General features: G+C 66.0%; 23 protein-coding genes. 5 read left to right on the top strand and 18 right to left on the bottom strand.

From position 1 onward, the window contains the following. The gene (locus tag ACZ1H8_RS10740) at window positions 1–1,695 is read right to left on the bottom strand and encodes a hypothetical protein (RefSeq protein ID WP_465181273.1); all 1,695 of its coding nucleotides are present in this window, start codon (window positions 1,693–1,695) and stop codon (window positions 1–3) included. 9 nt (window positions 1,696–1,704) lie between these two features. Then, a complete protein-coding gene (locus ACZ1H8_RS10735) occupies window positions 1,705–3,555 on the bottom strand; it encodes a hypothetical protein (protein ID WP_465181272.1) in 1,851 nt (616 codons plus the stop codon). 94 nt (window positions 3,556–3,649) lie between these two features. On the opposite strand from ACZ1H8_RS10735, the gene ACZ1H8_RS10730 reads away from it, so the two are divergent. After that, window positions 3,650–4,861, top strand: a complete 1,212-nt coding sequence (locus ACZ1H8_RS10730) for a glycosyltransferase family 2 protein (RefSeq protein WP_465181271.1) — start codon at window positions 3,650–3,652, stop codon at window positions 4,859–4,861. 33 nt (window positions 4,862–4,894) lie between these two features. Here the strand turns inward: ACZ1H8_RS10730 and ACZ1H8_RS10725 are convergent, their stop codons facing one another. Next, complete coding sequence (locus ACZ1H8_RS10725; RefSeq protein WP_465181270.1) at window positions 4,895–6,112, bottom strand: argininosuccinate synthase; 1,218 nt, start codon at window positions 6,110–6,112, stop codon at window positions 4,895–4,897. A gap of 36 nt (window positions 6,113–6,148) precedes the next feature. Continuing rightward, window positions 6,149–7,501: an MATE family efflux transporter gene (locus tag ACZ1H8_RS10720; protein WP_465181269.1), complete on the bottom strand. Its 1,353-nt coding sequence runs from the start codon at window positions 7,499–7,501 to the stop codon at window positions 6,149–6,151. Between ACZ1H8_RS10720 and ACZ1H8_RS10715 the strand changes: the two genes are divergently transcribed. Then, a complete protein-coding gene (locus ACZ1H8_RS10715; RefSeq protein ID WP_465181268.1) occupies window positions 7,482–8,009 on the top strand; it encodes a DUF1801 domain-containing protein in 528 nt (175 codons plus the stop codon). The two genes, ACZ1H8_RS10720 and ACZ1H8_RS10715, sit on opposite strands and share 20 nt — an antisense overlap. Here ACZ1H8_RS10715 and ACZ1H8_RS10710 read toward each other — a convergent pair. From ACZ1H8_RS10710 to ACZ1H8_RS10680, 7 genes are all read right to left on the bottom strand, one after another. Then, window positions 7,997–9,253 carry a class I SAM-dependent methyltransferase gene (locus ACZ1H8_RS10710; protein WP_465181267.1) on the bottom strand — a complete coding sequence of 419 codons (1,257 nt, stop codon included), beginning with the start codon at window positions 9,251–9,253 and terminating at the stop codon, window positions 7,997–7,999. The two genes, ACZ1H8_RS10715 and ACZ1H8_RS10710, sit on opposite strands and share 13 nt — an antisense overlap. A 55-nt stretch (window positions 9,254–9,308) precedes the next feature. Next, window positions 9,309–10,055, bottom strand: a complete 747-nt coding sequence (locus ACZ1H8_RS10705; RefSeq protein WP_465181266.1) for a molybdopterin-dependent oxidoreductase — start codon at window positions 10,053–10,055, stop codon at window positions 9,309–9,311. Then, window positions 10,052–10,783, bottom strand: coding sequence for a cytochrome b/b6 domain-containing protein (locus tag ACZ1H8_RS10700; RefSeq protein WP_465181265.1), 732 nt, complete (start codon window positions 10,781–10,783; stop codon window positions 10,052–10,054). The genes ACZ1H8_RS10705 and ACZ1H8_RS10700 overlap by 4 nt, the downstream gene beginning before the upstream one ends. A 17-nt stretch (window positions 10,784–10,800) precedes the next feature. Next, window positions 10,801–11,565, bottom strand: coding sequence for a sulfite exporter TauE/SafE family protein (locus ACZ1H8_RS10695; RefSeq protein WP_465181264.1), 765 nt, complete (start codon window positions 11,563–11,565; stop codon window positions 10,801–10,803). A 9-nt stretch (window positions 11,566–11,574) separates the two neighbouring features. Continuing rightward, the gene (locus ACZ1H8_RS10690) at window positions 11,575–12,474 is read right to left on the bottom strand and encodes a hypothetical protein (protein WP_465181263.1); all 900 of its coding nucleotides are present in this window, start codon (window positions 12,472–12,474) and stop codon (window positions 11,575–11,577) included. Further along, window positions 12,471–13,655, bottom strand: a complete 1,185-nt coding sequence (gene rlmN / locus ACZ1H8_RS10685; protein WP_465181262.1) for a dual-specificity RNA methyltransferase RlmN — start codon at window positions 13,653–13,655, stop codon at window positions 12,471–12,473. Before rlmN ends, ACZ1H8_RS10690 begins: the two co-directional genes overlap by 4 nt. Window positions 13,656–13,723: 68 nt before the next feature. Then, window positions 13,724–14,647: an NAD(P)H-binding protein gene (locus ACZ1H8_RS10680; protein WP_465181261.1), complete on the bottom strand. Its 924-nt coding sequence runs from the start codon at window positions 14,645–14,647 to the stop codon at window positions 13,724–13,726. Between the two features lie 88 nt (window positions 14,648–14,735). Here ACZ1H8_RS10680 and ACZ1H8_RS10675 point away from each other — a divergent pair, with 88 nt between their 5' ends. Continuing rightward, complete coding sequence (locus tag ACZ1H8_RS10675; protein WP_465181260.1) at window positions 14,736–15,635, top strand: LysR family transcriptional regulator; 900 nt, start codon at window positions 14,736–14,738, stop codon at window positions 15,633–15,635. Between the two features lies 1 nt (window position 15,636). Here the strand turns inward: ACZ1H8_RS10675 and ACZ1H8_RS10670 are convergent, their stop codons facing one another. Continuing rightward, a complete protein-coding gene (locus tag ACZ1H8_RS10670; RefSeq protein ID WP_465181259.1) occupies window positions 15,637–16,119 on the bottom strand; it encodes a hypothetical protein in 483 nt (160 codons plus the stop codon). After that, the gene (locus tag ACZ1H8_RS10665) at window positions 16,116–16,793 is read right to left on the bottom strand and encodes a histidine phosphatase family protein (RefSeq protein ID WP_465181258.1); all 678 of its coding nucleotides are present in this window, start codon (window positions 16,791–16,793) and stop codon (window positions 16,116–16,118) included. The genes ACZ1H8_RS10670 and ACZ1H8_RS10665 overlap by 4 nt, the downstream gene beginning before the upstream one ends. 139 nt (window positions 16,794–16,932) lie before the next feature. Here ACZ1H8_RS10665 and ACZ1H8_RS10660 point away from each other — a divergent pair, with 139 nt between their 5' ends. Further along, window positions 16,933–17,544 (top strand): outer membrane protein, encoded by a 612-nt coding sequence (locus ACZ1H8_RS10660; protein ID WP_465181257.1) that lies wholly within the window; start codon window positions 16,933–16,935, stop codon window positions 17,542–17,544. A gap of 181 nt (window positions 17,545–17,725) precedes the next feature. Continuing rightward, window positions 17,726–18,838 (top strand): DNA polymerase III subunit beta, encoded by a 1,113-nt coding sequence (gene dnaN / locus ACZ1H8_RS10655; protein WP_110148888.1) that lies wholly within the window; start codon window positions 17,726–17,728, stop codon window positions 18,836–18,838. On the opposite strand, the gene ACZ1H8_RS10650 is transcribed toward dnaN, so the two are convergent. From ACZ1H8_RS10650 to typA, 5 genes are all read right to left on the bottom strand, one after another. Continuing rightward, a complete protein-coding gene (locus tag ACZ1H8_RS10650; protein ID WP_465181256.1) occupies window positions 18,835–19,449 on the bottom strand; it encodes a hypothetical protein in 615 nt (204 codons plus the stop codon). The two genes, dnaN and ACZ1H8_RS10650, sit on opposite strands and share 4 nt — an antisense overlap. 181 nt (window positions 19,450–19,630) lie before the next feature. Next, window positions 19,631–22,144, bottom strand: a complete 2,514-nt coding sequence (gene gyrB / locus ACZ1H8_RS10645) for a DNA topoisomerase (ATP-hydrolyzing) subunit B (RefSeq protein ID WP_465181255.1) — start codon at window positions 22,142–22,144, stop codon at window positions 19,631–19,633. 79 nt (window positions 22,145–22,223) lie between these two features. Then, window positions 22,224–22,592 (bottom strand): hypothetical protein, encoded by a 369-nt coding sequence (locus ACZ1H8_RS10640; protein ID WP_465181254.1) that lies wholly within the window; start codon window positions 22,590–22,592, stop codon window positions 22,224–22,226. Beyond that, a complete protein-coding gene (locus ACZ1H8_RS10635) occupies window positions 22,593–23,489 on the bottom strand; it encodes a rhamnogalacturonan acetylesterase (RefSeq protein WP_465181253.1) in 897 nt (298 codons plus the stop codon). It lies immediately after the preceding gene. Window positions 23,490–23,585: 96 nt separating this feature from the next. Beyond that, the gene (typA, locus tag ACZ1H8_RS10630) at window positions 23,586–25,406 is read right to left on the bottom strand and encodes a translational GTPase TypA (RefSeq protein WP_110148885.1); all 1,821 of its coding nucleotides are present in this window, start codon (window positions 25,404–25,406) and stop codon (window positions 23,586–23,588) included. Window positions 25,407–25,446: the final 40 nt, after the last annotated feature.

Here is a 25,446-nt window from a genome sequence, read left to right as displayed (position 1 = left end):
TTATTGCGGCGCCATCGAGTTGACGAGCTGCTCATATTCGGTCGGGACCGGCATCTGCCGCTCCCAGACCGGCATCGGCAACATGACCTCGGCCGGGTCGGGTCGCTCGACCCGGCGATCGACGCGGAACAGGGTGCTGCCCTCTCCCCCGCGCCATACGGGCGTCAGGCCGGCTTCCAGTTCCTTGTCGTAATGCGGCGGGCGGATCAGCCAGACATAGTCGAACGCGTCGCGCGGAAAGAGCACCAGCGCGCGCGCCACCGGGCGCCAATATTCGCGCGGACACTTCACGTCGGTGACCAGTTCGGACGGGTCATGGGTGAAGCTGCGCGCCAGCCGGTCGCGGTCCTGGAGATATTTGACCGTCATCAGCTGGCCGCCCGCCATCGACCATTGGTCGTTGGTGTAGGAGAGATTACGCTCCAGCGCGAGGCCGGGGACGTGTTGAAGGCGCGTCATCGTCCATTCATTGTAGCAGGTCTCGCCGACGAAGCTGAGCAGCCGCGAGCCGGTCGGCAGATGCTTCAGCGCCTCCAGTTCGCGGTCATAGGATGCGTCGTAGATGGCGAAGCTGGCGGTCGTCGCGGCAATGCGGGCGGTGTAGAAGCCGAACCCCAGGATCGCGACCACCGATGCGCCGACGATCGACATGCCCGGCTTGGGCCGGATCGCCAGGATCGCGACCGCGATCATGAACGGCACCAACCGCATATCGGCATAGGCCGAGCCGAACACGACGCGCGGCAACAGGATATAGACGGCGAGCAGGAAGAGGGCCGACAGCGTCAGGTTGCGCGAATATTGGATATTGGGGTCGCGCACCGCCTTGAACAGCAGCAGGAACAGCACGCCGACGCTGGCGATATCGAACAGCTGCCAGCGGTCGCGGAACACCTGGACCACCCAGCGCGACTTGGCCATCCAGTTGAACCAGTCGAAGGTCTGGCCCGACACGTTGCCGCCGCTGCGCCAGGCGAGCATCAGGATGACGGGCGGCGCCAGCACCAGGCACTGGATCCCCGCCTTGAACCAGGGGACGATCCAGGCGGTCACGAAATCCTGGCGCCAGCCGCCCTCGCGCCGCGGACGGATGTCATGCTGGCGGATCAGCTCGGCCGAAAAGGCGAGCAGGCCGAGCGTTCCCCAGCCGAAAGTGTGGGTGAGCCAGATCAGCGCCGAGATCGGCAGGAACAGGATCGCCCGCAGCTTGAGCTTGCCCAACCGGCCGAGCCGCAGCCACAGACCGAAGGCAAGCATCGCGAACGCCATCGACAGCGCGAAATTGACGAAGCCGAAATGAAACGGAAAGGCATAGGCCAGCGGCAGCGCGAACAGCGCGGTCGCAGGAATGCGGCCATGTACCTCGCGCGCGATCCACAGGAACCCCGCCACCGTCATCGGCGGGATCGCCAGCACGATCAGCTTCACGCCGAGTTCGAGGCCGAAGATCTTGGCAAAGGGGATGACCAGCAGGTCGACCCCCAGATTGCCCATCAGGCTCCACTTGAAGTCATACCATTCGGCGAGCCAGGGATGCTGGGTATATTCGAGCTGGACGCGGTAGCGCCCCATATGGCCCGGCAGGTCAACCAGCGGCGGGACGTCGGGCCAGATCAGCGGCACTGCTGCCAGTATCGTGCAGAATGCCACGAACCATCGTGTCTGCCACCAACGCAGCGCTTCGCCCCTGTCCATTGCGCCGCTTTAGGAGAGGGCAGGCAGGCGCGGCAAGCGGATGTTGGCCCGCGTGCGACGAGTTGCCGCCGCGGGCTCAGCCGGGGATCGGCTTTGACGGACACGGAAGAACCGGATTGCCCCGCCCGTGGCAATGGGTTCCAGCCAATCGGGTACCTGTCCGGCCTGAAGCGCCTCCGCAAGGCTGCCGGGGCGATAGGGGGCGAGGCCATCGTCACGAAAGGTGTCATCGCAGATCGCGACATAGGTGATGGCTTGCGCCCGTGCCTGTCGCTCGGCGCTTTCGGGGTGGGACAGGAAGAAGCGATACATCGCCAGATTGCCCGCGTTATAGCGATGATAGACCGCACCCGTGACATGATGCGGCGTCATCCCGAGCAGATAGGATCCAAGCTGAAGGGGCGCCATGATGGTCCCGGGTGGCTGCGCCGCGATACGCCGAAACGGTCCTGCGGCGGTGCATTGCTGCTCAACCCGTCTCGGGGCGACGACTGGCCCGGCGAAGGCGTCTTCGATCATACTTGCCGCGAGATTCCAGCTAATCCCCGCTCCCGTCACCCATAGCGCCACACGACGTATGGGCAGGGCCTCGTTCGCCAGCATCACCGCGAACGGGATGACCGCAACCCCCGCCAGGACGTAGGTGACGCGGATCGCGAGGACCGCGGCGATGGCCGATATTACCATGAAAATCGCGAAACCGCGCCAACGCGGGTCGCGAATGCAGGTCAGCGCCGCTGCGGTGCCCGCCAGCACCAGTCCGCCATGAGCTAAGCTGACGCCGATCGTGTCCTGTCCGACGAAGAGGCCGCGCGCCTCGCTGACGTTGCGCATCCAGACGTGCTGGAGGAAGGGGTCGAGTGCCGCATAGGGTCCCGCGAAGCAGACGGATGATAGCTGTGACGCGATCACTGCCACACCGACGCCCAAGATCGCGGCGACCGCTGACCGAGACCGCCAGCCCCACGCCTTCGGGCCGGAGAGGCCCATCAGCAGCCATGCGCCCGCCAAGGTGAGCGTCGCCCGTGATGACGCCGGGGTCAGCCCATCGCACCATTGTTCGGTCCAGATCTGGGGTCGGACAAAGAGGAGCAGTGCCAATGTCACCCCGCCCAAGGCAAGACCAAAGCCGGCCGCCCTGCGATCATCATTTGCACCCCCTAACAGCCAGGTGACGCCCATGGCCGCCATCGCTGCGACCACTTCGGGCGCAACCTCCAGTCCGATCGACAGACTGAGGGCCGCTACGATCCCGGCAATGACCCCACGCCGGAAGTCAGGCGGCGCGACGAGCGCATCGACCAGGGCCAGGGTCAGGACGATCTGAAGTCCGTGATGATCGATCCGGCCTGGCAGAAACAGGCTGATCGTCGGGAAGGCTATCGCACCGAGCAGCAGCGCCGGAAGCGCAGCCCGCCCGCCGCCCAAGCGGATCGCGATGCGCACCGCCAGCGCGAGGTACAAGGCGAACAGGATCGCCGGGTAGGTCACCGCCATCGCGATCTCCGCGCCTTCTGTCCCCAGGAGCGGGCGAAAGAGCAGGATAAGCGCCGCTGGCCCCATATCGGCAAGTCGCGACCAGTGCATCGACGCCCCAGCGGAAAGTCCCAGGCGATACTGGGTCAGGTCGTTAAACGCCTGCCCGTTCAGCCAGTCGCGCACCTGCGCCAGGCGAACCATGTCGTCATTGTCGGGAAGCCGGAGCAGGGCGAGATTGCTCCAGTCGTTGATTGTCCACGCGATCGTCAGGAGAGTCGCGATGACGACCGCAAGCGCGACATGCGACAGCCGGCTCCAGACTGCTGCGCGGGTGCCCGCGGGCGCGGCGGGCGCGATTTGGAAGGCGGCGAGCATCGCCATCCTATTTCCGCTGTCCGTTTAACATTCGGTTGAGCATTAACCAAAATTTGGCGGTCGACGTCGCACAGCATAGCAGCCCCATGGAGTTGCGCTCGTGAACACCGCCCTCGTGATCAAGCCGCGCTCCCCAGTCGCGCCGAGCGACGAATCTATGTGGGAAGGTATCGAGCTTTCGATCGTGTTGCCCTGCCTCAACGAGGCGGAGACGCTCGCCGTCTGTCTGAAAAAGGCCAAGGCGTTCCTGAGCGACCATGGCATTCGCGGCGAGGTGATCGTCGCCGACAACGGATCGACCGACGGATCGCTACAGATCGCCAATGCCATGGGTGCGCGCATCATTGCCGTGCCGACCCGTGGCTATGGCGCAGCGCTGATCGGCGGGATCGAGGCGGCGCGCGGCCGCTATGTCGCGATGGGTGATGCTGATGACAGCTATGATTTCGGCGGGCTGATGCCATTCGTCGAGGCGCTGCGCGGCGGGGCCGAGCTGGTGATGGGCAATCGGTTCCAGGGCGGGATCGCGCCCGGCGCGATGCCGGTGCTCCACAAATATCTGGGCAATCCGGTGCTCAGCTTCCTTGGCCGCACTTTTTTCGGCACGCCGATCGGCGATTTCCATTGCGGGCTGCGCGCGTTCGATCGGGACGCTATCCGCGAGCTCGGCCTGACCGCGCCGGGAATGGAATTCGCCAGCGAGATGGTGGTGAAGTCGGCGATCGGAAAGCTGGACATTCGCGAAGTGCCGACGACGCTGCAGCCCGACGGGCGCAGTCGCCCGCCGCATCTACGCACCTGGCGCGACGGGTGGCGCCACCTGCGCTTCCTGCTGATCTATGCGCCGAAATTCCTGTTCCTCTATCCCGGCCTGGCGCTGGCGCTGGCAGGCCTGGTCGGCGTGCTCGGGCTGGTCGGCGGAGACGTGCGGATCGGCGGCGTGGAACTGGGCGTGCACACGATGATCTTCGCCGCAATGGCGGTGCTGATGGGATCGCAGCTTGTCGGGTTGAGCGTCATGGCGCAGCGCTATGGCGCGGTCGCCGGCATGTGGCCCGAAACCGGGATGATGCGCCGGGTCCGCAACTGGTTCAGCGTCGAGCGCGCCTGCATCCTGGGCGGGCTGATGCTCACGGGCGGCATCGCCGGCGCGGTGACTGCGACCGCGATCTGGGCATCGAGTGGGTTCGGCAACCTGAACCCTGCCGAGCTGATGCGCCTGACGATCCCGTCAATGCTGCTCGGCTGTATCGGGCTTCAGACGGCGGTCACCGCTTTCTTCATCGGCTTGCTCGATCAGCCGGGACGCTGACCGGGCGGCGGACCACCCGGTCGCATCGGCCGTTCAGCCGCCGCGGCGGCCGAGCAGGCGCAGCCGCAGCGCGTTGAGCTTGATGAAGCCCGCCGCGTCGCGCTGGTCATAGGCGCCCTGGTCGTCCTCGAAGGTCACGACCTTTTCCGAATAGAGCGTGTAGGGCGACTTGCGGCCGGTCACGATCACATTGCCCTTGTAGAGCTTCAGGCGGACGGTGCCGGTAACCTTCTCCTGGCTATGGTCGATCGCCGCCTGCAGCATCTCCCGCTCGGGCGCGAACCAGAAGCCGTTATAGATCAGCTCGGCATAGCGCGGCGCCAGTTCGTCCTTCAGGTGCGCGGCGCCCCGGTCGAGCGTGATCTGCTCGATCCCGCGATGCGCCAGATGATAGATGGTGCCGCCCGGCGTCTCGTACATGCCGCGCGACTTCATGCCGACAAAGCGGTTCTCGACCAGGTCGAGGCGGCCGATGCCATGCTTGCGGCCAAGCTCGTTCAGCGCCGCCAGCAGCGTGGCCGGCGACATCGCCTCGCCGTTCAGCGCGACACCGTCCCCGCGCTCGAAATCGATCGTGATCGTCTCGGGCGCGTCGGGCGCGTCCTCGGGATTGACGGTGCGCGAATAGACATAGTCGGGGACCTCGTCCCACGGATCCTCGAGCACCTTGCCCTCGCTCGAGGTGTGCAGCAGGTTCGCATCGGTCGAGAAGGGCGCCTCGCCGCGCTTGTCCTTGGCGACCGGAATCTGGTGCTGCTCGGCGAACTCGATCAGCCGGGTGCGGCTGGTCAGGTCCCATTCGCGCCACGGCGCGATGACCTTGATGTCCGGGTTCAGCGCATAATAGCCCAGCTCGAAGCGGACCTGGTCGTTACCCTTGCCGGTGGCGCCGTGGCTGACCGCATCGGCGCCGACCATCCTGGCGATCTCGATCTGGCGCTTGGCGATCAGCGGGCGCGCGATCGACGTACCGAGCAGGTACAGCCCCTCGTACAGCGCGTTGGCGCGCATCATCGGGAAGACGAAGTCCTTGACGAACTCTTCCTTCAGATCGTCGATGAAGATGTGCTCGGGCTTCACGCCGGCCATCTCCGCCTTGCGACGCGCGGGCTCCAGCTCCTCGCCCTGGCCGAGGTCGGCGGTGAAGGTCACCACTTCGCACTGATAGGTCTGCTGCAGCCATTTCAGGATCACGCTGGTGTCCAGTCCACCCGAATAGGCGAGGACGACGCGATTGATCTTGTCCGTCATGGTGCGAGCAACTCCGTACGTGGAAACGCGGGCGCTCTAGGGTCCGGCGGGGTGTTGCGCAACCTCTCCGCGTTCCACCCGCCTGAGCAACGCCGGAAAATGCCAGCCAAGCGCCCCCGCGCGATAGACATAGGCGGCCAGCATCGCCAGCCATACGCCTTGGGCGCCCAGCGGCCGGAGCAGCAGGTCCGTCGCGATGTAGAGCGCGGTCGACACCAGGGCAGCGTTGCGCAATGCCCGCCCCTGAGTCGCACCGATGAAGATGCCGTCGAGCAGCCAGGGCACGACACCCAGAACCGGCAGGATCGCGACATAGGGGATCAGCGCCGCCGCGGCCCCCCGCACCTGCGGATCGTGCGTCATGAACGCGATATAGGGTCCGCCCGCCAGCGCGATGGCGAGGGTGAAGACCAGCCCCGCGCCGAGGCTGAACTCGCCGGTCAGCCGGATGGCCTTCAGGAACTGCGCCCGCGACGCGGCGCCAACCGCCATCCCCACGCGCGATTCGGCGGTGAAGGCGAACCCATCGAGGACGAACGCGGCGAAGGACACCAACTGCATCAGCACATGGTTCGCGGCCAGCGGCGCCGCGCCCAGCCGAGCACCGGCATTGGCGAACCAGGTGAACAGGATCAGCAGCGCGACGGTGCGGATCATGATGTCGGCATTGACCGCAAACATGCGCCGCATCGCCGCCAGGGCGAAGAAGCCGCGGATCCGCCCGCGCATTGCGACCAGAGCCGGCCGCCCCAGCACGCGCGCCGCGATCATGAGTCCGGTCGCCAGCGCGATCCACTCCGCGCAGGCAGTGCCATAGCCGACACCGCGCGCGCCCATGCCGAAATGCCACACGAACAGGATGTCGAGCCCGATGTTGGCGACGTTCATCACGATCTGCAGCACCAGCGCATCGCGCGACCGTCCCAGGCCGAACAGCCAGCCGATCAGCGCGTAAAAGCCGAGCGCCGCCGGCGCCCCAAGGAATCGCGCCTCGACGAACGCGGTCGCGGGGGCGTTGATCTCCGGGCTGCCGGCAAGCACCGCGAAGGCTGCGGGGATCAGCACCAGCTGCGCGGCGAACAGGCCGATGCCCAGCGCGAACCCCGCGGCCAGCCCGCGGACCAGCATCGCGCGAACCTCGTCCTCGTCGCGCGCGCCCGCCGCCTGTGCGGTCATGCCGGTGATCCCCATCCGCAGGAAGCCGAAGCTCCAGAAGATCAGGTTGATCACCGTGGCACCCAGCGCGACTCCGGCAAGTTCGGCGGCATTGCCGGTCCGCCCGATCACCGCGGTATCGACGAACCCGACCAGCGGCACCGATGCCTGGCCCAGCATGATCGGCCATGCCTGGGCGAAGATCGACCGGCGGGTGAGCGGCAGCGACGACATGGCGCGCGCTTACAGCCCGGCCGCCCGCTTCGCCAGCGGCCGGCATGGACATCGCTGCGCGAGCGGCGCAAAGCTGTCGCAGGAGACGCGGATGGCCGAGGCGAAGACCGTGCCGGGCGACGGGGATGTCGCCGCCTTCATCGACCGGGTCGAGGATCCGGTACGGCGCGAGGATGCGCACAGCCTGTGCAGGCTGATGGCCGAGATTTCGGGCAAGCCTGCCACGCTGTGGGGAGCTTCGATCATCGGCTTCGGCCAGTATCGTTATCGCTACGACAGCGGGCGCGAGGGCGACAGTTTCCGGATCGGCTTTTCACCGCGCAAGTCTGAACTCGTGCTGTACCTGACCGGCGCCACCGACGATACGGAGCTGCTGTCGCAGCTGGGAAAATACCGCACCGGCAAGTCATGCCTGTACGTCAAGCGGCTGGGCGAGGTGGACGCGGGGGTGCTCGATCAGCTCATCCGCCGCGCCCTCGACCGGGTGGACGCCGCCTATCCGTCCTGAAGCATGAAGTCGCTGCGGGCGGGCTCGCGCAGTTCGCGCTCCATCTCGACCATATAGTCGCGCGTCATTGGCAGCCCGCGACGCGAGCGCGCGAACTGCAGTTGGTAGTTGACCAGCCCGCCATTGAAGAAGGCGACCATCGATCCGGCCAGGTAGAAGGTCCACATCCGGTAGAAGCGCTCGTCGTACAGCGCCACGATCGCGTCGCGAGCGGCGACGGTGCGGTCGTACCAGTGGTTCAGCGTGTGACCGTAATGCTCGCGCAGGACCTCGACGTCGGTCATGAAGTAGCGCATGCCCTCATAGCCGCGCGCGATCTCCGACAGGGCCGGGATATAGCCGCCGGGGAAGATATACTTTGCGGTGAACGCATCGGTCACACCCGGCGCGCCGGCGCGGCCGATCGTGTGGAGCAGCATCACGCCGTCCTCGTTCAGCAGCTGGCGGCACTTGGCGAAGAAGGCGCGGTACATGGGCGGGCCGACATGCTCGAACATGCCGACCGACACGATCCGGTCGAAGGTACCGGTGACGTCGCGATAGTCGATCAGCTCGAACTTCACCTTGTCCGACACGCCCGCCTCTTCGGCACGACGGCGCGCAACCTTCAGCTGTTCCTCGGACAGGGTGACACCCAGCACCTCGGCACCGGTCTTTTCGTGAAGGTACAGCGCCATGCCGCCCCAGCCGCAGCCGATGTCCAGCACCCGCATGCCGGGCTTCAGCGCCAGCTTGGCGGCGATATGCGCCTTCTTGTCCGACTGGGCCTGTTCCAGGCTGTTCGATGGATCGGTGAAATAGGCGCAGCTATATTGCCGGTCGGCGTCGAGGAAGAGATCGTAGAGTCTGTCCGAAAGGTCGTAATGATGCGCGACATTGCGCTTCGACCGGCGGCGCATGTTGATCCGGTTCAGCCGGAATACCACCCCGGAGACAGCGCGACGCAAAAGGCTGGGATCCAGATTGCCCGTACCGTCTTCCCAACGGTTGTTCGAGGTGACCAGCCACAGCAGGTCGCGGATATCGCCCTGCTCGATCGAGAGGCTGCCATCGAGAAGGGCTTCCGCCGCGCCAAGCGACGGGTCGCGCAGGATTTTTCCTTCGACACCCTTGCCGATCCGGATCGTGACCGGAGCGATGCCGGGATCGGGCGCGCCGAACTCCATCGTGCGACCATTATGGTGAATGACGGTAAGCTGGCCCTTTTGAACGGCGCGGGCGAAAAACCGGTCTATAAGCGACATTTAATCGAGACGCTCCAGTACAGTATCAGCTCCCCCCCGGGTCGATGCCTGTTCATCAGATGCCCGCATACCACTCATATCCGCTGCGGTCTTCCCATAAACCGCCGCCGCCCCCGCCGATCCCCGCAAGGCTGGCGACCGCCTCGATCCGCATCACATATTTGGCATGCTTGTAGCCTAGCTGCCGCTCGACGCGCAGCCGCACCGGTGCGCCATGACCCACGGTCAGCGGCGCATCGTTCATCGCCCAGGCCAGGATCGTCTGGGGATGCCAGGCATCGACCAGGTCGATCGATTCATAATAGGGCGCCCCGCCGATCGCATCGGCGCAGTGAAAGACAATGAACCGCGCCGTCGGGCTGAGGCCCGCCAGATCAAGCAGCCTTGCCAGATGCGGCCCCTGCCACTTGCCGATCGCGCTCCACCCCTCGACACAGTCGTGGCGCGTGATCTGCGCGCGTTGCGGCATCGATCGAAGATCGGCGAGCGACAGCGACAGCGGGCGGGCGACCAGCCCCTCGACCTTCAGCCGCCAGTCGGCAAAGCGGCTCGCGACATGCGCGGCATAGTCGGGCGTTCCGGGATCGGCGGTGCCGTTGACCCGGAAGCGCGGGCTCATCTGGTCGGCACGATATTCGCGCGCGAGGCTGGTCCGGTCGAGGATCGAGCGCTGCAGGAAGCGGTGCGCATCGTCGCCGCGCGACAGCACCGACTGGACCGTCGGGTTGCGCACGGCCGCGTCGCATCCGGCCAGCAGCCCCCCGGCCCCAGTCACCAGCAAGGATCGGCGCGAGATCCTCATTCGGGCACCCGCCACCAGCCGGTCACCATCGATCGCACCTCGTTGATCGGTCCGGCGAGGATCACCAGCGTCAGGTGGATCACGACGAACAAGGTCAGAAGCGCCATCGCGATGAAATGCACCGACCGCGCCGACTGACGCCCGCCGAACAGGTCGGTCAGCCACGGCCAGGCAGCATCCATGCCCGGCGAGAGCGCGAGGCCGGACAGGATCAGCAGCGGCAGCAGGACGAAGATCACTCCGACATAGCTGAGCTTCTGGAACAGGTTATAGGCCCGCGGCCGGGCGGGGTCGTGGAACCGCAGATCCCAATGCGCCTTCAGGTCGGCGCGCATGTGCGCCATGGTCAACTCGCCGCGGCGGATGCGCAGGTCGCGCTGGATATGACGGTTGATCAGGCTCCAGATCATGTAGATCGCCAGCGCGAAGGCCAGCACCAGCGCGAAGAACAGATGCCAGTGACGCGCGATCGCTAGGCTGTAGGTCGAGGGCAAAGTCACGAACCAGGGAAAGCGCGGCAGCTCGAGCCAGGCGGCATCGAAATTCGCGCCATATTGCCCCCAATAGAGCCGGGGATGCGCGTTGAAGATCATCAGCCCGCTGGCGATCATGATGATCACGGTCACCGCGTTGATCCAGTGCCAGATGCGGGTGAAGGGCCCGTGCCGATAGACGCGCTGCGGACCGATCGGCGCATCGTCAGGTCGGGGCGGGGCAACAGGCTCCATCCCGCCCCTGTAGCGCATCAGGAATAGGCACGCACGAAGAAGACGAAGGTGGTTGCGCCGGTGACGAGCAGGGTCCAGACCCGGACCATCCCGTGCGGCAGCCGCTTGCCGATCCGCGCGCCGATCACCCCGCCCAGGATCGCGCCCAGCAGCATCGGGATGCAGAATGCCCATCGCACCATCCCGGTGGCCGCGAAGATGAAGGCGGCGGCCAGGTTCGAAACCGCCAGCATCAGCGTCCGGATCGCGAACAGCGAGCGCGGATGCGCGCCGGCGAGCAGGCCATAGGCGGCGGTGGTCATCAGCCCGACGCCGCCACCGAAATAGCCGCCATAGACGCCGAGCAGCCCTTGGGTGACCATCAACGTGCGACGGCCGATGACCACCCTGGCGCGCAGCCATTCGGACGCCCGGGGCCCCAAAGCCATGGCGACGAAGCCGGTGAGCAACAGCCAGGGAATGATGAAGTCGAAGGCCCGGCTGGGCGTCAGCACCAGCAGGATGCTGCCGATCAGCCCGGCGACGAAAGTGATCGCGACCAGCAGCCGCACCGGCAGCCCGCCCACCGGCTCCAACTCGTCGCGGAATTCCCAGGCGCTGGCAGCCGCGCCGGGCAGCAGCGCGACGTTGGACGTGGCATTGGCGATATTGGCGGGAAGCCCCAGTCCGATCAGCGCCGGCAATGTCGCGAAGGTGCCGCCACCGGCAAGCGCGTTCATCACGCCACCGACCAGCCCCGCGCCCGCCGCAAGCGACGCCCCCTCGATCCAGTCTGCCCCCATGCCCGATGCCTAGCCGAAGGGAAGCAGGTGGCGGAACGGAAACTCGGTGCGGCCCCAATGGGACACATAGACATGGGGCGCCGACAGCACGACGCTGAACTGGCATTGCGGGCGGATCGCCTGAAGCGCGCGATACTGCGCCTCGGTCAGCCGGGCGTTGCGCAGCCTGAAGCCCCAGGCCCGCTCCATCACCGGCGATCGAAACAGTCGTTCATAATCCTCGAACGGCGTCGAATCCCATTCGGGATCCTCGGTCGGCTCGGTCGACATCCAGGGCGCGCTCGAATCGGTGAAGTCGACAAAGCCCAGTCCCGGCAGGCGCGTTGCATCGGCCAGGTGAGCGATGAACCCGCGCGTGCGCCAGTCGCCCCCGGTGCGAATCGCGCGCAGCCGAGGCAGGTCGAGATCGAAGAAGCCGGGCTCGGGCGCCTGAGGCAGCGTCAGGGTGCGCAGCCCCGGCATCAGCGCGATCAGGCCGGGAAGTTGATCATCCTCGACGCAGCTCTGATTATGATCGCCCGGATCCGAAATCTCGATCTGCAACTCGGCGAGTCGAGAAAAGTCAGGCGCTGCGTCGATCAACGCGGCGAAGTCCCAGGTCTTCAGCCCATTGGCGCCCTGATCGGGTCCACCGATCCGAAGCTGCACGATCTGTCCGGCAATTCCGGGCTCCGCCAGCGCCGCGAGAAACGCATCCCAGCCCAGATAGTCCGATCCGCGATAATCGACGACCAGCGCGCCGCCGACATCGGCAACCGCCACGCGGGGACACATCAGATCCGGTTCGGACAGCCGCATCGAGTCGCCCGTTGCGGCACCCGCGTCGCGCTCGCTCTCGCTCGACTCGGCGTTCAGCTCGTCCTGGAGCTGACGGAACCGCAGGAGCACGTCCCCGATCGAGGCCGTCATCCCAGCGCGGCCTGCTTCTCCGCAGCAATCCGATCGAGTTCGGCCCGGCTCTTCCTTTCCGCCGCCGTCTTCAACTGGCCGCAGGCCGCGTCGATGTCCCGGCCACGCGGGGTGCGCGTCGGCGCCGAGATTCCGGCTTCGAACACGATGTTCGAGAAGGCGCGGATGCGCTCGGGCGTCGAACATTCATAGGCGGCGCCCGGCCAAGGGTTGAACGGGATCAGGTTCACCTTGGCCGGCAGATCATAGTGACGCAGCAGGCGGACCAGCTCGCGCGCATCGGCGTCGCTGTCATTCTTGTCCTTCAGCATCACATATTCGAAGGTGATGCGCCGGGCATTGTTGGCGCCGGGATAGTCTGCGCAGGCCTGAAGCAGTTCCTCGATGCCGTATTTGCGGTTCAGCGGCACGATCTCGTCGCGCACTTCCTTGGTGACCGCATGAAGCGACACGGCCAGGTTGACGCCGATCTCCTCGCCGGCACGCGCCATCATCGGCACCACGCCCGAGGTCGACAGGGTGATGCGCCGCTTCGACAGGGCAAGGCCGTCGCCGTCCATCACGAGCTTCAGCGCATCGCGGACATTGTCGAAGTTATAGAGCGGCTCGCCCATGCCCATCATGACGATGTTGGTCAGCATGCGCCCCTCGGGCTGACTCGGCCATTCGCCGAGCGAATCGCGCGCCAGCATGACCTGACCGACGATCTCGCCTGCAGTCAGGTTGCGCACCAGCCGCATCGTGCCGGTGTGGCAGAAGGTGCAATTGAGCGTGCAGCCCACCTGGCTCGACACGCACAACGTGCCGCGGTCCGCATCGGGGATGAAGACCATCTCGTAATCCTGTCCGTCGGGCGAACGGAGCAGCCACTTTCGGGTACCGTCGATCGACACCTGTGCCTCGACCACGTCGGGGCGGCCGATGACGAAGCGCGCTTCCAGCCAGGGATGCTGCGCCTTGGCGATGTCGGTCATCGCCGAGAATTCGGTCGCGCCGCGATTATACATCCAGTGCCACAGCTGCTTCGAGCGCAGCTTCGCCTGGCGCGGCTCCATGCCCGCCGCCTCCAGCGCGGCACGGATGTCGTCGCGCGGAAGTCCGATCAGGTCGACGCGGCCATCGGGGCGCAGGCTGGGCGCCCGCGGGACCGGCACGGGATCGATGTGCCCGGGGATGGGCATGGGGGCGGCCGAAACTGTCTGCATACAGGCGCACATAGGGGATCCGGCCGCACTTTTCCACCTCGTGCTTATCCGCAGCCCAGCGCGCTCAGCGTCGTGCCCATCGCCTGGTCGATCGGGGTGTGCGGCTCCTCGCCCAGAAACTCGATCAGCGAGCGGTTGTCGAGCCGCACCGGACGGCGCCAATAGTCCTTCATCTCGATCATCTCGCGCATCGTCGGGTTGAAAGGCGCGATCAGGGGCAGCAGACGCCAGGGCAGCCGGCGCACCGGAACCTGCCGCCCGATCGTCCGCCGGATCGCATCGGCCATGCCGGCGCCGTCCTCGTCCCAATAGCCCGCGAAATGATAGTGGGCGAAGCGCGGCAGATCCGCGTCGCGATCGATCAGCCGCGCGAAGGTTTCGCCGATATCGGGCAGATAGGCCCAGCCATGGCCGACCCTGGAAAAGCCCGGCGAAAGGATCGATGCGACCGGCTTGCCCGGACGTACCATGCCCTGCGACAGCCAGCTGTTTCCAAGCCGGGGCCCGAAATAATCGCCGGCGCGCAGGACGAGGCCGCGCACGCCCGATGCGTCGATCCGCGCCTCCATCGCCTTGCGGATTGCGCCCTTGCGGCTGCGCGGTGTCTGCGGGCTGTCGGGATATGCTACCGGAGTGGTCGCCGGATCGTAATTGTAGATCGTGCCCGGCAGGGCCAGCCGCGCATCGTTCGCGCGCGCTGCCGCGATGCTGTTTTCCAGCATCGGCATCACCAATGTCGCCCAGTTGCGATAGCCCGGCGGGTTCACTGCATGGACGATCGCGTCCACGCCCTGCGCCGCGTCCAGAACGTCGCTGCCGACCATCGCATCGCCGATCCGCCAGTCGATCCCGTCGCCGCTGCGCGGGATGCGGGTCAGCCCGCGCACCTGCCATCCGCGCGCAACCAGCGCCCGCGCCGTTTCGCCGCCAACCCCGCCACTCGCACCCAATATCAAAGCCGTCTTCATGATCGTCGCCTCCGTCTGAACTCCGATATGCGCGCTCCGTCGATGATCTAAAATTGACGATCCTTGATGATCCGCTCATACGAAATTGATGAGCCTGTCGGACGATTGGGAGCGCCAGCGCGCCTTTTTGGCGGTGTTGCGCGAGGGGAGCCTGTCGGGCGCGGCGCGGCTGATCGGCACGGCGCAGCCGACGGTGCGGCGGCGGATCGAGGAGCTCGAGTCGAGCCTGGGCACCGCCTTGTTCACGCGGTCCCCGATGGGCCTGCTGCCGACCGAACGCGCGCTGGCGCTGCGCGAGCATGCGGAGGCGATGGCGCTGGCTGCGGAGGCATTCGTCCGCTCAGCATCGGCGGGTGCTGCGGACGTCGCCGGCACGGTGCGGATCAGCGCCAGCGAGATCGTCGCGATCGAGGTGCTGCCGCCGATCCTCGCCGATCTGTGCCGCCGCCACCCGCAACTCGCGATCGAACTGAGCCCCAACAACCGCAACGAGGACCTGCTGCGGCGGGAGGCGGACATCGCGGTCCGGATGGTCCCGCCGCGCCAGGAGGCGCTGGTCGCCCGGCGCATCGGTGCCATCCCGCTGGGTCTGCATGCGCATCGCGATTATCTGGCGGCGCGCGGTACGCCCCGCTCGCTCGGCGATCTATCGCAACACGCGATTATCGGCGTGGAGAGCGACTCGCCGATCCTGCGTCAGCTCCAGCGCGACAGTCAGATGGTCGATCGCAGCGCCATGGCGTTCCGCAGCGACAGCGACCTCGCCCAGCTTGCCGTCATTCGCGCCGGCCTTGGCATCGGCATCTGCCAGGTGCCGATCGGTGCGCGCGATCCCAACCTCGTCCGCCTGCTGCCGGAGGCGCTGAACCTCGACCTGGAAACCTGGGTCGTGTGTCACGAGGACCAGCGCAATGTCGCCCGTGTTAGGGCGGCGTTCGATGCATTGGTTGCGGGGCTTCGACACTATATCGGCTGGGGTCGGGCCTGACCTAGCGGCGAAGGCATCCCAGCGCGGCTGCGTCGATCGCGGTCGCCGCCCCTTGAAGCGCATAGGTGTCGGCAAAGGCACCGCCATTGGTCCCCATCGTTTCGATGCTCATGCTGCGCCCCTGACGGATCGCGGCGACGATCGCCAGATCGGTCTGCGTGTCGGGTGCCCAGGCGTCGCGCTCACCCGCCATCAGCTCGAACCGGCGCTCGCCGACCGACAGCATGACGCGCGAACGCGGATTGCGCGTGCGGCTCAGCCGGATGTGGAGCTGTCCGCGAACGCCGTCGCCCGGCCAGGTCGCGATGCTGGCAAAGGGCTGCGATGCGGCAGCCGGCCCGACCGGCCGCGCGATCGCGAAGCAGCGCCGAGGCGACGCATCGCGAAATGCGCCCCAATTCTGGAAGATGCCGAGCGAGGTACGCGGCTGGGCCTGAGGGACACCCGTCGCCATCACCGCGCTCAGGATCAGCGCGCCGATCATACCGCCGCGTTGGCGAGCGCCCCCTGGCCCCAATGGACGACGCTTTCCCGACCGCCCTCGATCATCGCGACCGACCCTTGCGGAAGGTCGGGTGCGGCAGGGGCATCGAATTGCGGCAGCGCCGGCATGCCCGTCATCACCCCGCGCAGCACCCGGCTCGACATGCCGTGCATGATCACCAGCCGGTCGCCCGGATCGTCATCGGTATCCGCGAGCCAGGAAGACAGGCGGGTCGCGATCGAATCATACCATTCGCCGCCCGGCGCGGCGTGGCGGTAGAGCTTGTGCTCGGCGTCGAGAAAGCCGGCCAGTTGGTCGCCCAGCTCGTGATAATAAAGGCCGCTCCACTCCCCCATGCCGATCTCGACGAGCCTGTCGTCGCGGCGCGCCTGATGCCAGTCGAGTTCCAGATATTCGCAGATCACCGCAAGCGTCTGCAGCGCGCGACCCGCGGACGACACCCACAATGTCAGCTTCGGTCGAGGTCCGAGCAGGCCGAGCAACGCTTCGCCCATCGCTTCGGCCTGGCGGAATCCGGCGCGGGTCAGCGGCGTGTGCGGGTGATTTCCCTGCATTCGGCGTGCGGTATTATACACCGTCTCGCCGTGCCTAGCGATGAAATCGCGGCCTTTGCGAGGGGGTGTTGCGAGGGGATCGGGGGAGACGGTCGGCATAGCCGCCATTTCAAGTCCCTGTGGCCGGAAAGCAACGCTTTTCCTTGTTTATGCGGCGTTCATGAAACTCTCCGCGAGAATACCTAGTTATTGGTCCCGCCCAACGGAATTCGGGCGTGTTCAGTACCAAGGAGTTCATATGCGTATCGCTCTTATCACTGCCGCTCTGGCCGCCAGCACCGCGCTCGCCGCGCCGGCCTTCGCGCAGGACAACGCGCCGTTCACCGGCCCGCGCGTCGAGGGTGTCGTCGGTTGGGACCGCGTCGATGACGGCGCCAATTCCGGCACCGAGGCAAGCGACGGCGTCGTCTATGGTGGCGCTATCGGTTACGACTTCCAGACCGGCGGTGCCGTGATCGGCGTCGAAGGCGAAATCACCGGTTCGAGCAACAGCCAGCGCTACCGCGGCATCCTCGCCCCGAACGACGAGCTGCGCGTCGGCGCCGGCCGCGACCTGTATCTCGGCGCCCGCGTCGGCTTCCTCGCCGGCCCGAATGCGCTGATCTATGCGAAGGGCGGCTACACCAACGCCCGGCTGGAAACCCGCTACACCAATGGCAACACCACGACGACCATCGGCGAGAATGCGGATGGCTGGCGCCTGGGTGCCGGTGTCGAGTACGCCCTGGCCAACAACATCTATCTGAAGGGCGAGTATCGCTACTCGAACTACAGCCGCGTGGATAACAGCAACATCGACATCGACGTCGACCGTCACCAGGTCGTCGGCGGCGTGGGCATCCGCTTCTGAGCCGGTCGGCCGGCATCGGGCGGCCCTACCGTCCCGCTGTCGGCCGGAAGACTCGACGCAATGCACAATTTGCTGTGAATCGAAGGGTCGGAGCGCTTGCTCCGGCCCTTTTTCGCGTTAGAGATTGAGAACTGATCATTACCGCAGCTGGCGGAATGGGGCGTTGCCCCGGGGGAACGTGATGAAGGCGACGATCGAACGCGCAACTTTGCTCAAGGGGCTCAGCCACGTCCAGTCGGTGGTCGAGCGGCGCAATACGATCCCGATCCTGTCCAACGTGCTGATCGATGCTCAGCCCGGCGGCACGCTGCGCCTGATGGCGACCGACCTCGATCTGCAGATCGACGAGACGATCGCCGCCGCGATCGACCAGCCCGGCGCGACCACCATTTCCGCCCACACGCTGTTCGACATCGTGCGGAAGCTGCCCGAAGGCTCGCAGGTCGAACTGAGCGCCGCCGAGGGCCGGATCGTCGTGACCGCGGGCCGCGCGCGCTTCACCCTGTCAACGCTGCCGCGTGACGATTTCCCGGTGATCGCCGAGGGCGAGCTGCCAACGACGTTCGAGCTTCCGGCCGAAACGCTGAAGCAGATCATCGACAAGACGCGCTTCGCGATCTCGACCGAGGAGACGCGCTATTATCTGAACGGCATCTTCCTCCACGTCTCGGACGAAGCCACGCCGGTGCTGAAGGCAGCTGCGACCGACGGCCACCGCCTGGCCCGCGTTACCGTTGCCCGCCCCGATGGCGCCGAATCGATGCCTGACGTCATCATTCCGCGCAAATGCGTCGCCGAGCTCCGCAAGCTGCTCGACGAGGTTGACGGCTCGGTCGGCGTGTCGCTCAGCAACTCGAAGATCCGCTTCGACCTGGGCCAGGCGATCCTGACCTCGAAGCTGATCGACGGCACCTTTCCCGATTATTCGCGCGTCATCCCGACGGGCAACGACAAGATCCTGAAGATCGATCCGCGCAGCTTCATGGAAGGTGTCGACCGCGTGTCGACCATCGCCACCGAAAAGACCCGCGCGGTGAAGCTCGGCCTGGAACGCGACAAGATCATCCTGTCGGTCACCAGCCCCGAGAATGGCGCAGCGGCCGAGGAAGTGCCGGGCGACTATGCCGCCCAGCCGTTCGAGATCGGCTTCAACAGCCGCTATCTGATGGATATTCTCGGCCAGATCGAAGGCGACCTGGTCGAGGTTCACCTCGCCGACGCCGCAGCCCCGACGCTGATCCGTGAAAACGACAAGTCACCGGCGCTGTACGTGCTGATGCCGATGCGCGTCTAAGGGTGGTCTTGAGACTGTAGCCGGGTCGTGATCTCGCGCAGCAGCGCTGCGCGGCGCCACCAAGGGCGGTCGACAATCGCTCGCACCAGCGGAAGCGACGATTGAAAGCCTGAAACATCGTACGCGACCTGCCCCTGGCTGTTCAGCCAGGCTGTGGCGAGCGGCAACGCAAGGTCACGCCACCGCCAGGACATCAGACGAAGGGCGATCAAGTCGGCAAATGCCGACGGCAGGGGAAGCTGGGCCAGCAGTTCGGCGGCTTGGCGTCGCGGCTGGTCCGCGCGGCCGTCGATATAGGCCAGCAGCGGCATGAGCTCGGCCGGCTCGCCAGTTAGCCGAAACAATGTCTCGCACCGCACCATGTCCCGCTCGGGATGCAAAAACGGGCCCTGTCCTTCAGCAGCGCGGAGTCGAGCGATGGCATCTGCGTCCGCAACGTAGCGCAGACCTGCCAGATCGACCGTATCACCGGCCAGTCCTCGCTCCAGCAACAGTACGAGCGCCCATCGGCGTTCGTCCGCAGTCAGATCCTCGAACATCGCGCCGGAGTAGCCGTCCCCCTTGTCACGGCCACTCGCATGATATTGTTTCAGAAAGTCGGATACGCTCATCCCTGCTCAAAACCGCCTGCCCGGTCGGGTGTATCCGTCAGCCTGTCGTGAGCGGCCGATGCGCGGACGCAGCTCTGCACCTTGGATCCGCGTGAGCGCAAACTGGTCCGCGGGTAGCAAAGGCCCGTCCGATCCCCATGTCCAACCGGCGGCATCACCTCAGTGATGCCGCACTATTCGATCACACGTCGAGATTGGCCACGCTCAGCGCATTTTCCTGGATGAACTCGCGGCGCGGTTCGACCACGTCGCCCATCAGGCGCGTGAAGATCTCGTCGGCGACGTCGGCCTGGTCGATCGCCACGCGCAGCATCGAGCGATTCTGCGGGTCGAGCGTGGTTTCCCACAGCTGTTCCGCATTCATCTCGCCCAGCCCCTTGTAGCGCTGGATCGACAGGCCCTTGCGGCCTGAGGAAAGGATTGCGTCGAGCAGCTGTGACGGGCGCGAGACCAGTGCCTCGCCCTTGCCGATGGTGATCGCTTCCTCGCCGTCGTCCACACCCTCCGCCGACGCATCTGCCTCGGCCACCGCGCCCTTGGCTGAGACCAGCTTGGACGGGGTGAGATAGCTCTCGGCCTGTTCGGCAGCCAGCGCGTGCAGCTTGCGCGCCTCGGCGGAGACAAGGAACGGCGCCTCGACGATGTGGTGATCGGTCACGCCACGCCACAGCCGTTCGAAATGATAGCCGCCCTCCTCGCTGATCCGGGCGGACCAGCGTGCCTCGGTATCGGCGGCGTCGAGGCGGTTGACCACCGTCGCCAGCCGCTCGGCACGAGCCTCGCGGCTCGCCTCCGGATCGAAGGCACCGCCCAGCGCCAGCGCCTCGATGATCGTCGGATCGTAGCGGCGCGGGACATAGCGCATCAGCGTGCGCATGCGGCGGGCATGCTCGACCAGATTGCGCAGATCCTCGCCACTGCGAACGCCGCCCTGGGTTTCGAGCACGTTGGTGCCGATACCGGCGTCGACCAGATATTGGTCGAGCGCGCCATCGTCCTTCAGATACACCTCGGACCGGCCCTTGCTCGCCTTGTACAGCGGCGGCTGGGCGATGTAGAGATGCCCCGCCTGGATGATCTCCGGCATCTGCCGATAGAAGAAGGTCAGCAGCAGCGTGCGGATATGCGCGCCGTCCACGTCTGCGTCGGTCATGATGACGATCTTGTGGTAGCGCAGCTTTTCCAGCTTGAAGTCGTCGCGGCCGATGCCGGTGCCCATTGCCTGGATCAGCGTCCCGATCTCGCGCGACGACAGCATCCGGTCGAAGCGGGCGCGCTCGACGTTCAGGATCTTGCCGCGCAGCGGGAGGATCGCCTGATAATGACGGTCGCGCCCCTGCTTGGCCGATCCGCCGGCCGAATCACCCTCCACCAGGAACAGCTCGGACTTGGCCGGATCGCGCTCCTGACAGTCGGCAAGCTTGCCGGGCAGCGATGCGATGTCCATCACGCCCTTGCGCCGGGTCAGCTCACGCGCCTTGCGGGCAGCCTCGCGCGCCGCGGCGGCGTCGATCACCTTGCCGATGATGGCGCGGGCCGAGGCCGGGTTCTCCTCCAGCCATTCGGACATCTTGTCCGCCATCAGGCTTTCCAGCGGCTGGCGGACCTCTGACGAGACCAGCTTGTCCTTGGTCTGCGAGCTGAACTTCGGATCGGGCAGTTTGACCGAGACGATCGCGGTCAGACCCTCGCGCATGTCGTCGCCGGTCAGGCTGACCTTCTCCTTCTTCAACAAGCCCGACTTGTCGGCATAGCTGTTGAGCGTGCGGGTCAGCGCAGCGCGGAAGGCGGCGAGATGGGTGCCGCCGTCACGCTGCGGGATGTTGTTCGTGAAGCAGAGGACATTCTCGTAATAGCTGTCGTTCCACTCCAGCGCGACGTCGATGCCGATATCGTCGCGCTGGCCGCCGATCGCGATCGGATCGGTGAACAGCGGCTGCTTGTTGCGGTCGAGCCACTTCACGAACGCGGCGATGCCACCTTCGTAGAACAACTCGACTTCCCTGACCTCCTCGTGGCGGGCGTCGCGCAGGAACAGCCGCACGCCCGAGTTGAGGAAGGCAAGCTCGCGGTAGCGATGCTCGAGCTTCTCGAAATCATATTCGGTGATCTTGAACGTCTCGGGACTGGCCAGGAAGGTGACGCGCGTCCCCTTCTTGCCATTGGCGGGGCCGACGACCTTCAGCGGCGCCTCGGCATCACCGTGGCGGAAGCGCATATAATGCTCCTCGCCGTCGCGCCAGATGTTGAGGTCCAGCCACTCGCTGAGCGCGTTCACCACCGACACGCCCACGCCGTGCAGGCCGCCCGACACCTTGTAGGCGTTGTCGTCCGACGTGTTCTCGAACTTCCCGCCGGCGTGGAGCTGGGTCATGATGACCTCGGCTGCCGACACGCCTTCCTCGGCATGAATGCCGGTAGGGATACCGCGACCATTATCCTCGACCGACACCGATCCGTCGGCATTCAGCTGGATGATGATCCGGTCGCAATGCCCGGCCAGCGCCTCGTCGATCGCATTATCCGACACCTCGAACACCATGTGGTGCAGGCCCGACCCGTCATCGGTGTCGCCGATATACATGCCCGGCCGCTTGCGCACCGCGTCCAGGCCCTTGAGGACCTTGATGCTGTCGGCGCCATAGCTGTTCGAATTGGGGGTGTTTTCGGGCGTGCTGGGATCGGTATTTGCCATGTGGAGCATATAGGTACGACCGTCACGAAACGGAAGCAAAATGGTGCGTTGCGGGCCCCGAAACCGGCGGAAAACCGCGCTAGAACGACAAGGTGAAGTCGATCATCGCCCGCGGCGCCGACAGGGTGGGATTGCCGCTATTCTCCACCCGCAGCCTGAGCCGCGAATTGGGCGACAGCTGCACTGCCGCAGGGCCGAACGCGCGCTGATCCTGGGGCGGATCGATCGGCTTCAGCCGATCGGCGTCGGGCCGCTGTGCGCAGACCGTGATCGCGTCCGGATCGATGACGCAGCGCGGCGTGATCCGGGTGTCGAAACTGCGCGGGGCCGCCGCGCTCGCGCCATCATCGGCCGGTGGGCCGGGAACATCCTGGAGCGCAAGCAGAAGCAACATCGCGAGCATCGGCACCTCGGCTTCGACCGGGCCGGCATGGTGGCACGCCGCCACTCAGGGCACCAGCATCGATCGAAGTTTCGGAACCACAATGGCGAGATCAGCGGCAATCATCGCCGAGAAGAAGTCGGCACCCTCGGGCCCGAGATGGGTATAGTCGAACGCCAGCTTCGCATCGCCGAGCGGCTCGACGGCGGCGTTGTTCTGCCCCGCCGTCGATGCGGGCGCTGCCGTCGCGGACAATGGTGACGCCGCGGGAGCCGGACCAGGACTATTGGCTTTCGTCGTTCCGGTCAGCGCCGCAGCAGCAGCGTCGCGGCCGGGCGCGACCTGCGCGAAGCGGTTCGCCAGCACCGGCCCCATTGCCTGCACCGCCTCGGCGCTGCGCGCATTCAGATCGACCAGCGGCACGCCCAGCTCGCCCGCCACCTTGCGGATCGCAGCGGACCAGGACTCCAGGTCGCGCTCCAGCCTGCCGTCCACAAATTGCCGGCGGGTGAGCGGCGTCAGCAGCACCGGCACCGCGCCGACGGCGCGCGCCTCGCGGACATAGCGACGAAGATTGTCGGGGAATTCGGTCGCCAGGTCGGTCGAGCGCCCCGGCTTGCCCGGCTGGTCGTTATGGCCGAACTGGATGAGGACCCAGACCGTCTCGAACCCCGGCGCCCTCATCTCCGACAGCGCAAGGTCCCACGAGCCCTCGGCCCGGTAGCTGTACGTGCTGCGTCCGCCGCGGGCCATGTTTACGCAGTGGAGGAACGAGGTCACGTGCTTCGCGCAGAAACTGCCGCCCCAGCCGCTGAGCGACTGGGTGGTGGAGTCGCCCACCAGAATGATCTTGGATGCCTTGATCCGGGCAACCGGGGGCCGTTCGCCGACAGAAGAGGCGGGCTGAGCCCATGCCGGCATGGCCAGAATCAACCCCGCCGCGATCAAGAGCCTACGCATCATCACCCTCTCCAGCGCTTTTGCAAACGCTATTGGAAACCGGTGTCAGCGACAAGCAAAAGAAAGGGGGCACCCGGCCCCCTTCCCCCATTCTGAATGTCAGGCTGCGGCCTTGGCGCGGCTCTGGCGCTTGCGCTCGTGCGGATCGAGGAAGCGCTTGCGAAGGCGGATTTTCTTCGGCGTCACCTCGACCATCTCGTCGTCGTCGATATACGCGATCGCCTGCTCCAGCGTCATCTTCTTTGGCGGGGTCAGGCGGACGGCGTCATCCTTGCCGCCCGACGCGCGGAAGTTGGTCAGCTGCTTCGCCTTCATCGGATTGACCTCGAGGTCGTCCGTCTTGGCGTTCTCGCCGATGATCATGCCCTCATAGAGCGGCTCGCCATGGCCCACGAACAGGATGCCGCGCTCTTCGAGCGGACCGAGCGCGTAGGACTGGGCCTCGCCGGCGCCGTTCGAGATCAGCACGCCGTTCTTGCGGCCTTCGATCGTGCCCTTGTACGGGCCGTACTTTTCGAACAGCCGGTTCATGATGCCGGTACCGCGCGTGTCCGACAGGAACTCGCCATGATAGCCGATCATGCCGCGCGACGGGGCGCTGAAGGTGATGCGGGTCTTGCCGCCGCCCGAGGGACGCATGTCCGTCATCTCGGCCTTGCGCAGGTTCATCTTCTCGACGACCGCGCCCGAATGCTCCTCGTCCACGTCGATGATGACCGTCTCATACGGCTCTTCGCGGCCATTCTCCCCATCCCGGAACAGCACGCGCGGACGGCTGATGCCCAGCTCGAAGCCCTCGCGGCGCATCGTCTCGATCAGCACACCGAGCTGAAGCTCGCCGCGGCCGGCGACCTCGAAGCTGTCCTTGTCGGCAGCTTCGGTCACCTTGATCGCGACATTGCTCTCGGCTTCGCGGAACAGACGGTCGCGGATCATGCGCGACGTCACCTTGGTGCCTTCGCGACCCGCCATCGGCGAGTCGTTGACGGCGAAGCGCATCGACAGCGTCGGCGGATCGATCGGCTGCGCCTGGATCGGCACGCTGACCGAGGTGTCGGCGATCGTGTTCGACACGGTCGCGACGGTCAGGCCGGCGAGGCTGATGATGTCGCCTGCCTCGGCTTCGTCCACCGGAACACGGTCCAGACCGCGGAACGACAGGATCTTCGACGCACGGCCGGTCTCGATCACGTTGCCGTCCATGTCGAGCGCGTGGATCGCCTGGTTCACCTTGACCTTGCCCGAGGTGACGCGGCCGGTCAGCACGCGGCCCAGGAAGTTGTCGCGGTCGAGCAGCGTCACGAGGAAGGTGAAAGGCGCGTCCTTGTCCAGCGCCGGCGGCGGCACATGGTCGACGATCTTCTGGAACAGCGGACGCAGCGTGCCCTCGCGCAGCGTCGGATCCTCATTGGCATAGCCGTTGCGGCCCGAGGCATAGAGCACCGGGAAATCAAGCTGCTCGTCGGTCGCGTCGAGCGACACGAACAGGTCGAACACTTCGTCCAGCACTTCCTGGATTCGCTCGTCGGGACGGTCGACCTTGTTCACGACCACGATCGGACGCAGGCCCAGCGCCAGCGCCTTGCCCGTCACGAACTTGGTCTGCGGCATCGCGCCTTCGGAGCTGTCGACCAGCAGGACGACGCCGTCGACCATCGACAGGATGCGCTCCACCTCGCCACCGAAGTCGGCGTGGCCCGGCGTGTCGACGATGTTGATCCGCGTACCTTCCCACTCGATCGAGGTCGGCTTCGCCAGGATGGTGATCCCGCGCTCCTTTTCGAGATCGTTCGAGTCCATCGCGCGCTCTTCCACGCGCTGGTTGTCGCGGAACGTCCCGGACTGACGGAAAAGCTGGTCGACGAGCGTGGTCTTGCCATGATCGACGTGGGCGATGATCGCCACGTTGCGAAGGTTCATGTGTGTTTCCTGGAAAAGGTTGGCGCGCCCCTACAGGATT

The organism is Sphingomonas sp. BL-S-25 (assembly GCF_055521555.1).
The sequence above is the reverse complement of the archived record's forward strand: the minus strand, read 5'-3'. Positions and strand labels throughout refer to the sequence as shown.